This is a genomic window from Pediococcus damnosus (genome assembly GCF_001611155.1).
Lineage (GTDB): Bacteria > Bacillota > Bacilli > Lactobacillales > Lactobacillaceae > Pediococcus > Pediococcus damnosus.
Genome location: NZ_CP012294.1, coordinates 1,004,435 through 1,019,269 on the forward strand (window position 1 = coordinate 1,004,435; position 14,835 = coordinate 1,019,269).

A 14,835-nucleotide genomic window follows, 5' to 3' on the forward strand; every position below is an offset into this window, starting at 1 on the left:
CGAAGAATATTAATAGAGTCGTCACTTCTAAACTACTACTACGAATGATATTGTCTTTATATGAAATAAAAGCTGGATCTACCAACTAAGGTAGGTCCAGCTTTAATATTATTTTACATAAGCAGTTCGAAAATCCATGGCGCCACTAAACTTGTTGTAGACGACTCCATGCAAGCTTGATTTTACTAACATTCGTGAGCGACTCTCGTATAACGGTGTGACTGCCTGATCTTTTCCAGCCGTTTGAGCAGCCTTGACAAGATCATGATAACGCGCAGTGTTGTTCAAAGCATCTTTACCATCAGCAGTATTCATTGCCGTATCGTACGCCTTACTTTGATAGTGTCCCATATTAGAGTTACTATCTGAAGTTAAGATGGTAAGGGCTTGGGTAGGATCGGCAAAATCCATGCCCCAGCTAGTTAAATTAAGCTGAAAATCTCCTTGCGAAACTTTAGTTAACATTGAAGGGAATGGCATCGTGCTGATTGTAACCTTCAAACCCTTTAAATGATTCATCAGTTGACCCTGAATATAATCGGCTGTGTGCTGACTGGTATCATCATTTGCACAGGTAATGTTTAAGGTTAATTGCTTTTTACCTAATTGTTTTTGCGCCGTTTGATAGAGAGCTTTAGCTTTGGTGATGTTGTAATCCATGGTGTTTGGGGTATGGGCATCGTCTACGAAATCTTTATCAGTCTTTGGGTTCTTCAACATATCGTGCACACCAAACGCCTTTGCAGCAGTTGAGCCGTTTTCTAAAATTTTAGTTGCTAATTGTTGGCGATTAATCGTGAGTGAAATGGCGGTACGTAAATTTTTGTTGGCTGCTGTTTTATCCTTTTCGTTGTACTGAATAAAACCGACGCGACCAGATGATAAAGTTTTCAATTCGGGATTATTTTTGTTCTGTGTATTTTGTTCGCCAGCGAGCGTGACCATATCAAGTTTGTGTGATTGATACAGATTGTAAGCAGTAGAGGCGGTTTTGATCACTTGATACCTGATCTGATTGAGTTTCACCACTTTATGATCGCGATAGCTGTTGTTCTTGGCTAGAGTCCAGCTGTCGTTGGTTCCGTTCCAGCCCTTAAGTGTAAACGGACCATTATAAACGGTCGTTTTTGCGCTGGTTCCATATTTAGTTCCGTATTTTTTAACTGCTTTTTGGCTAATCGGATAGAAAGTCGTTCCGGATAAGAGCTTTTTGAAATAGGGAACTGGTTTGCTCAAGTTAATTTTTAATTGATATTTGTTTGTTGCTTTGACGCCTAAAGTACTAGGCGATTTTTTGCCGACCATGATGGCGCTAGCATTTTTGATACTGGCAAATAAGTATGTGAATTCCGACTTAGTTTTAGGATTGAGCGTTCGTTCCCATGAATAGACAAAGTCCTGGGCAGTGACTTTTTGCCCATCACTCCACCGACCATCGTGGCGTAAGTTAATCGTGTAGGTTTTGCCATCTTTAGAAATCGTTGTTTTGCTGGCCAATGCGTTAACTGGTTGGCTATTTTTATTTAATCGGTACAAGCCTTCATCAACTTGACTCAATTGACTGCTGGAAACGCCGTCGGTTATTTTTGAGGCATCGAGACTCGTTAAATTAGTGGTCTCATATAAATTGATTTTTTGAGCTGGCGCGGCACTGGCTTGTTTTGAGTTTGCATGAATCCCGAAACTAACTCCGCCGATAAGAATGATAATCCCTGTAAGTAATAAAGCCTTTTTGTTCGTAAAAATTCCCATGATTTAATTCCTCCAAATAAGTTGCATAATTTGTTTTGAAATTGATCAATGAGCGTTGCCATCGTTGTTCTACCATGTGTGTCACCCCGTTTATAGATATCAAAAAACCGTCCTTAACAGCCAATGTGTTAAGGACGGTTTCCCGCGGTGCCACCTCAATTGGGTTCATTTTAGGTTCACGAGAAACCTAAATATGTACCCCTACTTTATAGAGAACTAACATTCTCTTGACAACTGACGTATGTCTGACGTCTTTCCGTACTCTCGAAATTTCGGAAAAGCCCTCGGTGGTCCATTTAATTACTTGCGTTCGGCCATAACTTTCAGCAACGATGGCTCTCTTTGCGTGCACAGTAATCTTGATCTCCACTTCATCGGTTTTTAAGGACGATTTATGTTGCCATTAGCATACAGCAGGTTAGATGAACTTGTCAATTAAAAATTAAATCTAATTTTTAAAAATATAGGACACAAAAAATCATTTGATAACACAAGTAAAAGCAAATAATTACCGTAATCATTAATCATTGTCCATTTTTTTATATAACGGTTATTCATAAATCTCTTTCAAATAACTATCTGTTTTTTGTGTGTTTCTTTATTAAATAAACAATCCAGAACACTAAAATAACTGTAATTATTAGACCGACATATCCATAAAGGTCTCCAGTACCAATTGATGAAAGTAATATCATGTTTAATTTTCCTCCTCTAATAAGCATAAATGTATTGTTGTTGTAACACAATAATACTATGATAATGAGTGTTCATTGTTAAGATAATTCAAGAAAAATAAACCACTATCCTTAAAAAAAGATGAATTTTCTAAAAATAACGAACGTTTTTGAATTTGAAGACACATTCTAGTAATAACACACTTATTTGCTATTCTGTGTCAGGTGAATCTGCAGAATTAATTAAACTGATAAATGTTTTTATTAATAATGATGACATTACGATTGCTAGTATTACGGGAAATGAAATTAGTACAGTTGCCAGAATGAGTAGGTATTCTTTGACGTATAAAGAACAAGAATACTGGATACATAGGTATTATGAGCTTTCGTCTCAAATTTCCGAATTTTATATTACGGAAGCTCTAATCAGTGTTCTCAATAATAGAAATTCGAAGTAGTAACAAGCTCTAGAAAAATAATTTTAATTTTTTTATAAACTAAAGTTTACGATCAGAATACTTAATTCAGAGAGGAAATTATCATGAAGCACATCGTTGCAGGCATTATCGCCCATGTGGATGCCGGGAAAACCACGTTATCAGAGTCATTGCTTTATCGTGCCGGTGAGCTACGGAAACTCGGTCGGGTTGATAATGGGGATGCTTTTCTTGATTCGGATGACCTTGAAAAAAAACATGGGATCACGATTTTTTCGCATCAGGCCCATCTTCAATATCAAAATCTTGATCTCACACTCTTAGATACACCCGGCCATGTGGATTTTGCCTCGCAAACCGAAGAAGTTTTGAGTGTGCTTGATTATGCAATCTTGGTAATTTCTGCAACGGATGGGATTCAAGGGTATACCAGAACGCTTTGGCGGTTACTCGAACGCTATCATGTACCGACGTTTATTTTTGTCAATAAAATGGATATGCCTGGTACGGATAAAAAACAAGTCCTTGATCAGTTACAGACGGTTTTCTCGCAGGGATGCATAGATTTTAATGCAGACGAATCGAATATTTCGAATGAAGCCTATGAAGAAATTGCAATGCGTGACGATGCGGTTCTTGAAACTTTTTTAGATTCGGGAAATATTGATGATGAAACGATTCAAAAAATGATTAGACAGCGAGAAGTTTTCCCCTGCTATTTCGGAGCCGCATTGAAAGTGGCTGGTATCGACGCTTTTCTGACTGGGCTTGAACACTGGACAAGTGAAACAGTTTATAAACCAGAGTTTGCAGCACGGGTATTTAAAATTTCTCACGATGAGAAAGGTGAACGCTTAACTTGGGTCCGGGTAACGGGTGGCACACTGGCTACGAAGGCTGTTTTACTAGATGATCAGAAGGCCAATCAGTTACGGGTCTACTATGGAGCCAAATTTACGGTTCAACAGACGATTCCAGCAGGTGGAGTTTGTGCAGTTACGGGGTTAACGGGTACCTATCCTGGACAAGGACTTGGTGTTGAAAAGGATGGCGTAACACCAACTATTCAACCAGTGCTGAACTATGCGCTTGATCCTAAAGGTCAAGATATTCATGTTTGTTTAACGGCCTTGCGTCAACTGGAAGATGAGGATCCGCAGTTGCATGTATCTTGGTCAAGCCACCTTCAAGAAATTCGTGTGCAAATTATGGGTGAAATTCAACTAGAAATTTTGCAGCAAATTTTACTTCAACGATTTAACTTAAACGTTAGTTTTGGTGAAGGCAGTATTTTGTATAAAGAAACCATTACCCAGGCAGTAGAAGGAGTTGGCCATTTTGAACCTTTGCGTCACTACGCTGAAGTTCATTTATTGCTTCAACCAGCCTCAAAAGGAAGTGGACTTACGTTTGATAGCCAATGTGCGCTGGATGTCCTTGGTAAAAATTGGCAGCATCAAGTTCTGACCAATCTTAATTCTAAAGAACACCTTGGCGTGCTTATTGGGGCGCCAATTACGGATATGCAAATCACACTAGTTGGTGGTAAAGCTAGCAATGTCCATTCAGTTGGCGGTGATTTTCGAGAAGCCACTTGGCGAGCAGTGAGACAAGGATTGATGATGTTGAAAGAACATGGTGGCTGTCAATTGTTGGAACCGTGGTATCAGTTTCGACTAGAAATTGGGCAAGATCAAGTTGGACGGGCGATGAATGATATCCAAAAGATGAGCGGCAGTTTTAATATGCCAGAAACGACGGAAAATAAGGATGCTTTGACCATATTAACAGGAACCGCACCTGTTTCAGAAATGCAGGATTACGCTCAAGAAGTTCGTGCTTACACGCATGGCCAAGGACAGCTGGAATGCATTGTTGATGGATATCGGCCTTGCCATAACGCGGATGAAATCGTTAAAAAACTGAAGTACAATCCAACTTCAGATTTGGATAATACACCGGATTCTGTGTTTTGTGCACACGGGGCTGGATACCCAGTTTCGTGGGATGAAGTACCAAAGATGGCACATGTGGAATATACGTATTCCCAAGCAGATTTAGCAACGCTGACAAATTAAACTAAGGGATTGTTTTTCAAAATTCGGTATGATTGAACTGTAAATAAATGTTGCTAAGCGGAGTTTATGGGTTAAATAGGGTGAAAGCATCTTTTTTTAATACCCATTCTCACGTATAATAAGCAGTAAATTGACACTTAATGGAGGACGGACTCGTGGCCAAAACTAGTAGAATTATGGCATTTTGGGATAGCTTCCAAAAGTCATCAGAATATAAAATTATTAATAATTATCCGCAATGGCTTGTTCAAGAGACAGTTCAATACTTTGATAAAATGATGGCTAAAATTTATCCGGGATCGTTTCGTACTTGGAATGAAGACAAACTATTAGATGTTTTATACATGATGCTTGATCAGGCTGATGATGAAGATTCGGACGCAAATCATAACTTTTGGATAAATTTCGACATTATTAGTGAACTACTAAGATACTTAGCAGATACCAATAAGATCGGAATTGGTAAACAAGATTTGGAAGAAATGTTTGTCGAATTTCAAGAACATACTGATGCCAACGATCCAGATGAAGAAATTAGGGAAATGCGCACAGGTGAACTCCGTTATGTCAGTACTGATCCTTGGCTACCAGAATGGAAAGAGTATATTGCGATTAATATTGAACGCTATACTCTCGAGTGGGTAGATGATTATACTGAAAGTTCAGACTGGCATAGCAGACCTGATGGAATTGATAAGGCGTTTTTAAGTATGATTCTAAACAATCTGGCAAAGTGGGCCTATGATGATTATCGAAAAACACCTAAATCATGGACAAAGATGGCCATCACCGGGGTTTTAACGGACTCGTTTGTATCTGATTTAAGTTTGGAACCTGAAAGCTATAAGTTAATTGCACCTGCGCTTTCTCATTTTTTGACCTACGTTGCCAAGCGAGGGTGGTTGAATGAAAAACGGGCCAGTGATTATAAACGATTCATCGCCGCTGCAGTCCCTGACATGATTGAGCTGTCACAAGATGAAGATAATTTTAGCCCCTCAAAATTAATTACTATGAAAATGAATGAAGACGGTGTCGATATTACGGATGAAAAGGCCATTCAAGCTTACATTACAAAGGTTAGTCAAAATGGAGAAATTGATGACCTGTATGATGACTATGAAGCGGATGATTCTATGTTGGGTTTTCCACCGGAAGAAGTGCGCAAAATAACTAAGCATCCAGAACAGCTAAAAAGGCTTGCTGAAGTTTACGATCCAGATCCGGATCAAAATTATTTGAATAGTGTCCATTTACCAGAGTTTGAAGATCGGCGATGGCGTAGAAAAACTGCAATAGCAGTTCACGCGCAGGGTGTTCAGGCAGGACTAAGTTTGTGGTTGAATCGGCAAGATTATAAATTGCCTAAAAATTGGGACGCTGTCAGAGTGGTTCAAAATGTCAGTGTTTTTGTGGATTTGCATTATGCGCAAGCATTGCTGAAACCAACTGAATGGCCTGTACCAACTTTTCGTGATTTTGGTGAGTGGGCACGGGCTAAGCAGTCAGGCGAACATCTTGCTGCGACTAACCAATTGGTTCCTAGCTTATTAGCGGAGCTGACAGATGATGGAACGTTAGAACGAGAACAAGGTAAACAGTTGACGGCCGCTTTTTTTGGAAAATCGATTCCAAAGCCAGATAAACCAAAGAAGGTCAAAGGCAAAGTTATTTCACTGAAACAGGCTCGTAAGTTACTTAAGCATAAGAAGCGTTATTAAAAAATCAAAAAACGAGGTACGAGTGGATTAGTCTACTGGTACCTCGTTTCGATTAAAAAGTTTTTGTTTATAGCCTCTTCTCGCATTTTTGAGCAACATTAGTTAGTATATTTGGGAAAGTATTGGCTTCGTAAACGACAATTCTGTAAGGATTGCGAAAATATGGATGCTGGAGGAAGCTTTTGCATGAAAATTAGAATTATTGGTCCCGTTGGTAGTGGTAAAACGTTACTGGCAAGTCAACTGAGTTTAAAATACCATATTCCGGTTATTTCGTTAGATGACTTAAACTGGTCCAGAAGCTCTCACGGAGATATTCACCGGACTCCAGAGGAACGGACGGCACTATTAAATCAGGTTTTGAACCGCAAAGACTGGATTATTGAAGGTGTTCAGTATCGATATGGGCGCGAGTCGTTTGCTGATGCTGACGTCATTTATTTTAAAGATGTTTCTCATTTTCGAAATATGTATTACTTATTGAAACGATACTTTAAAAATCAATTCGTCAAAGGGCCTAGTCAATATAATCATTTGAAAATATTTTTAAAGTGGGAGCAGAGTTTTCGAAATAAAGAACGAGCAGAAATTGTCGTATTGTTAAAGCCATACATAGATAAGGTAGTTGTTTTGAAAAAGTAAAAAATATTTCACGTTGAATTAATGACAACGTGAATTTTTTTGGTATTTAATATTTATAGAGGTTTGATTACGTTCAGAAGTGCTAATCAAATTAATGGAAAATCAGGTATATTAATGATTTTTGGGTAAGTTAAAAAGTCAGCAGTATCTATACCGATATGGTATAATAACAAATGAATTGGAGTACGGTCATATTGGAATATTTTGCAAAGTCAAGGAAGCTTGCAAGGATTTTAAATAGCGAAAAGCTACTGAGAAAAACATTTGGCAAAGATTGTGCCACAAAGATTCAGTCTCGATTGGATGAATTCGATAGTGTGCCAACGTTAGTACAGATTCCATCTGATCCACCACCGCGTTGCCATCGATTGCATAATAAATTAGAAGGCAAATTTGCAGTAGACGTGAGTAGAAATTACCGTATTATTTTTGAAGGTTATGATAAAGATGATGAATTATCGGTCGTACGATCAGAAATAGTCACCGTCCAAATCTTAGCGATTATTGACTATCATTAGAGGAGTTGATTTGAATGCTACATCGTGAAAATGAAATTAAGAAATATCATACAACCTCAGCTGCTGATCTTATTCGAGAAACCATGAATTATTATAAAATTACGCAAACGGATTTGGCTGACAGACTCGGGGTTAGTCAAAAACATATCTCCGAAATATTACAAAAAAAGCGGTTCATTAATGAAAACTTGGCACTTCGTATTGAAGCAGTAATGGGAATATCAAGTATTTTACTGCTCAATTTAGATTCGAATTTCAAATTGCGCTTAGCTAAAGAAACGCCGGTACAAGACATGAAAAACAAATCGGATAAATTTCTTAAGCGTTATGACTGGGTCACAGTTTAGTTAGCCTGATGTAGGCGAGTGTAAAATGAGTGTTTAAAAAATAAAACGTAGGAAGATCACATTAGATTATCAGCTAGTGTGGTTTTTTATTTCAAATTATAAAGGCAGTAATCACATTCAGGAGTACAATTGGGTTTAGTAATAGTAGCTTACATAAAAGGGAGACTGAATATATGAAAATTAAAGAAGGATACATGCCATTTCATGGTTATAAAACTTATTACCGAATTGTTGGGGAACCAAGTAAGGACAAAGCACCATTGTTGTTAATTCATGGAGGTCCTGGTTCTTCCCACAATTACTTCGAATTATTAGATGACTATGCAAAAACTGGCCGTCAACTGATTATGTATGACCAAGTTGGCTGTGGGAAATCATCCCTTCCTGAAGATGAAAGCGTCTATGTCAAAGAGACTTGGGCAGAAGAATTAGTCGCTCTCCGTAAGTACCTCCATTTGGATGAAATTCATATGTTGGGCCAATCATGGGGCGGCATGCTGGAAATGCTTTATTTAACTAAGTACGATCAAAAAGGAATCAAAAGTGTGATGATTGATGGTTCGCCAGCTTCTATCAAGTTGTGGACTAAAGAACAGCATCGTTTAATTTCCTATTTAAGCTATGAAGATCGCTCGGCAATTGCGGAAGCAGAACGAACTGGTAATTTTACAGGTCCTAAATACTTAGCTGCCAATGATCGCTACATGGAACGATACTGTTGGGATGATCCTGATGAAAACTCGCCAGAGCCTTTACGCCGAGAAACAAATGGTAAACGGGCGAGTTTAATTGCTGAGGGACCTAACGAATTTACCGAAAACGGAACAATCAGTGACTTTGAAGTGACCGATGATCTCAAAAAGATTCACGTGCCTGTTTTAGTTACAAACGGAACAGACGACTTATGTACCCCATTGATTGCTAAATCAGTTTATGACCACATTCCTGGTGCTAAGTGGCACTTGTTTGCCAATAGTCGTCATCTAGCTCTTTTGGACCAACACGATGAATTTGTGGATGTGCTTGATCACTGGTTAGCAGCAAACGACTAGTTTAACTGGAGGTTTATGATGCCTGATATTTATGACGATGCTGATTTCTTTAAAAAATACAGTGAGATGAATCGAAGTAAGATCGGGTTAGCGGGCGCTGGTGAGTGGCCAACGTTGCAGAAATTGCTGCCCGATTTTCAAGGCAAAACGGTGTTAGATTTAGGTTGTGGCTATGGCTGGCATTGTATTTATGCGGCCGAACACGGAGCCAAGGCCGTTACTGGCGTTGATTTATCTGAAAAAATGTTGCAAGTAGCGCGACAAAAAACGACTGCAACCAATGTCACCTATCAACTTGCTGATATTTCTAAAGTTAATTTTCCAGAAAACACGTTTGATGTGGTGATGAGTTCACTTGCGTTTCATTATTTAAAATCATTTACGCAAATTGCGCAATCTGTCCAACGTTATCTCAAACCGAATGGTAAGTTTGTTTTTTCTGTTGAGCATCCGATATTTACGGCCAATGGAACGCAGGATTGGGTCTATGACGAGAACGGTAAAATTAAGTATTTCCCAGTTGATCATTACTTTGAAGAAGGTCAGCGGACGGCTAACTTTTTAGGTACGCCAGTTACGAAGTACCATCGTACGTTGACAACCTACATCGAAGGTTTGATAAATAATGGTTTTACGATTGATCATGTGCAAGAGCCGATGCCACCGAAAAATATGATGGATTTGCCAGGGATGAAAGATGAAATGCGACGCCCAATGATGTTGATTATTGCGGCAACGAAAAAGTAACTATGGAGTTTTTGAAAACCAAAATTACACACAAAACCCGTTTAGACCTAATTTATAGGGGTCTGCACTTTCTGGTATTGGTGAATAACTAATACCGGTTTTTTGTCTGTTTTGAAAATCAGAAAAATAAAAAAGGACATCTGTCCTCTTTGTGCTACGATTTAATCGCCAAAACAAATCGAAAAGAGGAAATTCAGATGTCCCTAACTAATTCTATCTTATGCTTATTCGAAATAACAGACCCAAACTTAATTGTCACTGGTATTTCTAAAGAACGGTGTTCCACAAACCAACGTATTCATGTCGTCCATGCAACTTTGTCTTATCAACTTTTAAAGTGCCCACATTGTGGCCATAAAAGCTTAATTAAAAACGGAACTCACATGAGTCACCTGCGTTTAGGAACCTTATCCGGTGGTCGTTACGAAATGCATTTAAAACGTCAAAGATACCAATGTAAAGATTGTTCAAAAACCTGTGGTGCTAAAACTAAGTTGGTTAATCGTAACGAAACTTTCACACATAATATCAAACATCAAGTGATCGTTTTGGCACGCGATATGTTGACGAGTAAAGAAATTGCTAAACTTTGTGGAATTTCGCCAAGCAGTGTTCAACGAATCCTAAATGCCAATATTCACTTAGCCTATCGTGTTAAACATCTCCCAGAGAATCTTTGCTTTGATGAATTTCGTTCCTGTAATCACTGGATGTCCTTTAATTGTTGCGATGCCGTTAGTCATCGCCGAATTGTTACTTTAAAAGATCGGCTAAGTAAAGATATCATTGACTACTTTGAAGCTCGTTTTTCGGTTCAAGAACGTGCCCAAGTTCAATCAGTGACGATTGACATGAATGCTGAATATGGCAGCTTCATTCATCGCTTATTTCCTAATGCGGCCACGATTATCGATCGTTTCCATATTATTCAACTGGCTGGGCGTGCCTTAGATAATGAACGCACGCAGACCATTCGTACTATCCAAGATAAGCATTCACGAATTTATCATATTTTAAAATCTCAATGGCGTTTATTTCATCTTGATGAAATAAAAGTTAATGATTCTAAGGCTGTTTATTTACGCGGAATTAACGAGTATATGACGCAACAAAACGCCATTGATTTAGCTCTAGACGCTTTTCCCAGATTTAGATCTGTGTATCAAACCTATCAAGGTATCTTAAGTGCCATACACCAAAAGGATGCTAATGCGTTCCAATCCTTACTTACTAACTACCAACCCACTAGTAATCAAATGGACATAACGATCAACACGTTTATCAAAAATGGTTCAGCCCTTCTAAACAGTTGTCGTTATCCATTTTCCAACGGTCCAATTGAAGGACTTAATCGTAAAATCAAGGCATTAAAACGTAACTGTTTTGGTTTTCGAAATATTGACAACTTCTTTATCCGGATTAGTTTAATTCATGAGTAAACAAAAAGCACATTCACCGAAGTGAATGTGCCGTTCAAAATCTCCACCAATACGATTTGACAGAGACCCATTTATAGGCTTAAACGGGTTTTTAAGATGTTATAGAAATCACTTCAATTTCAACAATTTTTCAATATTTCCATGGGCAATTTTTTCTTTGTCAGCATCAGAAATATCTGTGTTAGCTAAGAAGTCTTTCGCATTACCTTTAATATAAGGATAATCCTGGGCCCATACCACATGATCAGCACCCATTTCAGTCAAAACGAGTTGCATTTGTGGCCAAGTGTACATACCACTTGGGGTCACGTAAACATTCCTCTTGTAATAGTATGAAACGGGATGCTTGAGCGGGTTGCCAACTACAGGGGTCGTTGCTTCATCCAAACGTTCGAGGAAGTAAGGTACGAATTCACCCCAGTGACCTGAAATCAGTTTTAAGTTAGGAAACTTATCAAATAAACCAGATAAGATCAAACGGGTAACATGCAAGCCAGCTTCCATGTGCCAGCCCCACCCAGGAGTTGACATAATGGCGTTAAAACCGATGGGGTTCATCCCGCTGTAATAGTTCTTGCGAATGGTCTCAGTAGGCATTGAAGGATGGATGTACAAAGGCACATCAAGTTTAGCTGCCATTTCAAAGATTGGTAAGAATTTTGGTGCATCCAAGAATTGGCCACCTTTAGCAGTTCCTAAGATTAAGGCACCTTTCAAACCTAATTCGTTAACGGAGCGTTTTAATTCTTGTGCAGCTGCTTCTGGATCGGAAATTGGTAAAGTTGCGAGCCCCAGGTAACGATCAGGGTGGCGCTTTACTGTAGCTGCAATGTCGGTGTTAATTCTTTGTGTCAGTGGAATCGACTGATCAGATGGCAACATGTCAGGATTGGTGCTGGCATCTCCATAAGAAAGGATCTGAACGTCAATTCCGTTATCATCCATATACTTGAGACGTTTTTCGTCGACATCTTGCATCTCGTCTTGCGAAACCGAATAGGCAACTAGGCCTTCTGCAAAGGAGCGACCAAATTCTTTCATTGCCTTAGGATCGGCTGGTTGTGTTTTTAAATAGTCATTAATAATTTTGTTAGCATATGGCATGCTAATGTGTTCTTCAGCTGTGATTAATTTCATAATTATCTCCACCTCATTTATAAGATAAGCTTAGTTTACCTGAATTTACCCGAGAGATATGGACCGACTTTGCCGTTTTGTTGCATAACTAAAAAATTTTGTCGAGATTGTTGGTTAAATGAAGAAATAGATCAGTAGCTTGTTCCTTGGTCCACTTTTTGTTTAAAACGTAGTCACGTAGAAACATATAGGTGGCAGCAGCATAGACATTACAAATGGATTTCTCATCAATTAAATTTACTTTATTTTGATGAGCAACACGCTGATTGAATTCGGATAAACGTTGAATGAATTCGCGGCGTGTATTCGACCATTCCACAAGTTCAAACACAATCGTTCGTTTCTGCCAAATGGTCATTAATTGTAAGGTCATGCTGCGAGCGGTTAAGTTTTGAGGGCGAAATTCTTTGAGAAATTCTTGTAAATGTTGATCGATCATCGTCGTAATGACCTGTTTGGGTGATAGGTAGTATCGATAAAACGTTTGTCGAGAAATACCAGCAGTGGTGGCTAATTTGGGTGCAGTTAAAGTGTCGAAATCAACTTTGTTTTGACAGAGTTTGATCATGGCTGCATCGATTTTTTCTTTGGTTTTTAAAGTTCGTTCATCTGTTTTCTTCATAATTTCCACCTATAGTATTACCTATTTTAAACGCATAACTTTTTTCAGGCAAGCTAGAACTATCAAGGCTAACTATCAAGGCTATGGTATAGTTATTCATACATAAAATAGATATCTTGAAAAATATAAGTTAATAGTTTTGAAAATTATTCTAGGAGGAGCATGTTATGCCAGCAAAGAAAACAATTTTAGTCGAAAAAATGGAACACCTATTGCAGTTAGTTGGAGGTAAAAATCGAACAGGAGAAAATTTATTTATTACTCGTGGTGCGGTTCAAAAAGATCTTCAGCCAAGCGAAAAAGGAACTTACGGTTTTATTTCTTTTATTCGATCTGATCAGCAACCAAGTGGACCCTATTCAGGGTTATCAATTAAGGTAAATCCAGGGAAGGATCACTATCGCATTTCATTAGATATTGGTAATGAAGGTTTTGGAGATGATTATCAACTTGCGACGCTTCCAGGTACAAGGCGAAAATATTTAGAGCTTCAACATAACATTCGAATTTACGCTAAAGATAAAAAAGTGGATATAAAATGTTTTAGCGCTTTAGATTTTTCAAATGATTCTAAAAAAAGAGAATTGAGTGATTTAGAGGCCGAATATTACGAGGACAATATTGATTCACATCCGGTTGATTTATTTGTTGCTTTCACAAAACGACCAACTTTTAATGAAGACGGTATAGCTGATGAAAATGAGGATTTTTGGAAAGTTTTTAAAGTCATGATTGCTGTGTATGCAGAGTTAAGGCAATGGCCCAATATCGGAGAAGCTAAACGCGCACAACTGTACAAACAGGAGTTGAATCTGTCGAAAAGTGCGAAAGATGTTGATGAAGTAGCAACTGTAAAACATCTCTTGAAAACCAGAAGGTATGTCGTTGTTCAAGGGGCTCCCGGAACAGGTAAAACATACCTAACTGCGACACTTCGAAAAGAGTATGTAGATCAGAATGTTATTTTTACGCAATTTCATGCTGAAACAACGTATTCTGATTTTGTTGGTGGATATCAACCTGTGACTGAAAACGGGAACCTAACTTATAGGTATCATGAAGGCCCCTTCCTCCGAGCGATTAAAAAGGCAAAAGATTCTAAAGACCCAGTTTTGTTAATTATTGATGAAATAAATCGAGCTAATTTGAGTAACGTACTGGGAGAAGCATTTTATTTATTTGAAACACATTTTGATGAGCGACGTGCAGAAATTGAAATCGGTGATCCACAAGCTCCTGTGAAGCTGCAGCAGCTGCCAAAAAACATGCGAGTTATTGCTACAATGAACACAGCTGATCGTTCATTAGCAGTTATCGATTTTGCTTTAAGACGACGCTTTGCTTGGTTTACAATGAATCCTCGAGAAATTAAGAAAGAGGAATTATCAGTTAATGAAAAATTTCATAAAGAGATATTTATTCGACTACATAACATTTTCCAGATGTATGCAAATAGCAATGAGCTTATGCTTGAACCCGGACAGGCTTATTTCATCACAGCTAAGGATAATGCCGAGCAAGAAATGAAGGAAAGGTTGATGTATGAGTTGTTGCCACTGATTCGTGAATATTTGGAAAACGGGTTAATGATGCAGGCGTCTGATGCGTTTAACCAATTTTTTATTACCGAAATAGATCAAACACTTTTTATTTAGATCAATGAGGA

Annotated in this window: 12 protein-coding genes; 9 read left to right on the forward strand and 3 right to left on the reverse strand. The window is 38.3% G+C overall.

The annotated features are described in order from the left end of the window. Positions 1-108 precede the first annotated feature (108 nt). Positions 109-1,752 carry a peptide ABC transporter substrate-binding protein gene (locus tag ADU73_RS04820; RefSeq protein ID WP_062913226.1) on the reverse strand — a complete coding sequence of 548 codons (1,644 nt, stop codon included), beginning with the start codon at positions 1,750-1,752 and terminating at the stop codon, positions 109-111. A gap of 1,218 nt (positions 1,753-2,970) precedes the next feature. On the opposite strand from ADU73_RS04820, the gene ADU73_RS04825 reads away from it, so the two are divergent. The 8 genes from ADU73_RS04825 to ADU73_RS04860 all read left to right on the forward strand — a co-directional run bounded on the left by ADU73_RS04825 (position 2,971) and on the right by ADU73_RS04860 (position 11,410). Next, a complete protein-coding gene (locus tag ADU73_RS04825; RefSeq protein WP_062913227.1) occupies positions 2,971-4,944 on the forward strand; it encodes an elongation factor G in 1,974 nt (657 codons plus the stop codon). A 155-nt stretch (positions 4,945-5,099) separates the two neighbouring features. Further along, entirely contained in the window at positions 5,100-6,665 is a 1,566-nt protein-coding gene (locus ADU73_RS04830) for a hypothetical protein (protein WP_062913228.1), read from the forward strand. A gap of 186 nt (positions 6,666-6,851) precedes the next feature. Next, a complete protein-coding gene (locus tag ADU73_RS04835; RefSeq protein ID WP_046871420.1) occupies positions 6,852-7,307 on the forward strand; it encodes a P-loop NTPase family protein in 456 nt (151 codons plus the stop codon). 299 nt (positions 7,308-7,606) lie between these two features. Next, positions 7,607-7,825 (forward strand): type II toxin-antitoxin system RelE/ParE family toxin, encoded by a 219-nt coding sequence (locus ADU73_RS04840; protein WP_226996048.1) that lies wholly within the window; start codon positions 7,607-7,609, stop codon positions 7,823-7,825. 14 nt (positions 7,826-7,839) lie between these two features. Continuing rightward, complete coding sequence (locus ADU73_RS04845) at positions 7,840-8,172, forward strand: helix-turn-helix transcriptional regulator (protein ID WP_062913229.1); 333 nt, start codon at positions 7,840-7,842, stop codon at positions 8,170-8,172. Positions 8,173-8,345: 173 nt separating this feature from the next. Further along, on the forward strand, positions 8,346-9,224 hold the full coding sequence (pepI, locus tag ADU73_RS04850) for a proline iminopeptidase (RefSeq protein ID WP_046871417.1): 879 nt from the start codon (positions 8,346-8,348) through the stop codon (positions 9,222-9,224). Between the two features lie 15 nt (positions 9,225-9,239). Then, complete coding sequence (locus tag ADU73_RS04855; RefSeq protein WP_046871416.1) at positions 9,240-9,971, forward strand: class I SAM-dependent methyltransferase; 732 nt, start codon at positions 9,240-9,242, stop codon at positions 9,969-9,971. Between the two features lie 197 nt (positions 9,972-10,168). Continuing rightward, positions 10,169-11,410 (forward strand): ISL3 family transposase, encoded by a 1,242-nt coding sequence (locus ADU73_RS04860; protein WP_063697918.1) that lies wholly within the window; start codon positions 10,169-10,171, stop codon positions 11,408-11,410. A 108-nt stretch (positions 11,411-11,518) separates the two neighbouring features. Here the strand turns inward: ADU73_RS04860 and ADU73_RS04865 are convergent, their stop codons facing one another. Together ADU73_RS04865 and ADU73_RS04870 are read right to left on the reverse strand one after the other, a co-directional pair. Next, entirely contained in the window at positions 11,519-12,547 is a 1,029-nt protein-coding gene (locus ADU73_RS04865; protein WP_046871415.1) for an amidohydrolase family protein, read from the reverse strand. Between the two features lie 88 nt (positions 12,548-12,635). Further along, positions 12,636-13,169, reverse strand: a complete 534-nt coding sequence (locus tag ADU73_RS04870; protein ID WP_052694499.1) for a TetR/AcrR family transcriptional regulator — start codon at positions 13,167-13,169, stop codon at positions 12,636-12,638. Between the two features lie 167 nt (positions 13,170-13,336). Between ADU73_RS04870 and ADU73_RS04875 the strand changes: the two genes are divergently transcribed. Further along, positions 13,337-14,824, forward strand: a complete 1,488-nt coding sequence (locus ADU73_RS04875) for an McrB family protein (protein ID WP_062913230.1) — start codon at positions 13,337-13,339, stop codon at positions 14,822-14,824. Positions 14,825-14,835: the final 11 nt, after the last annotated feature.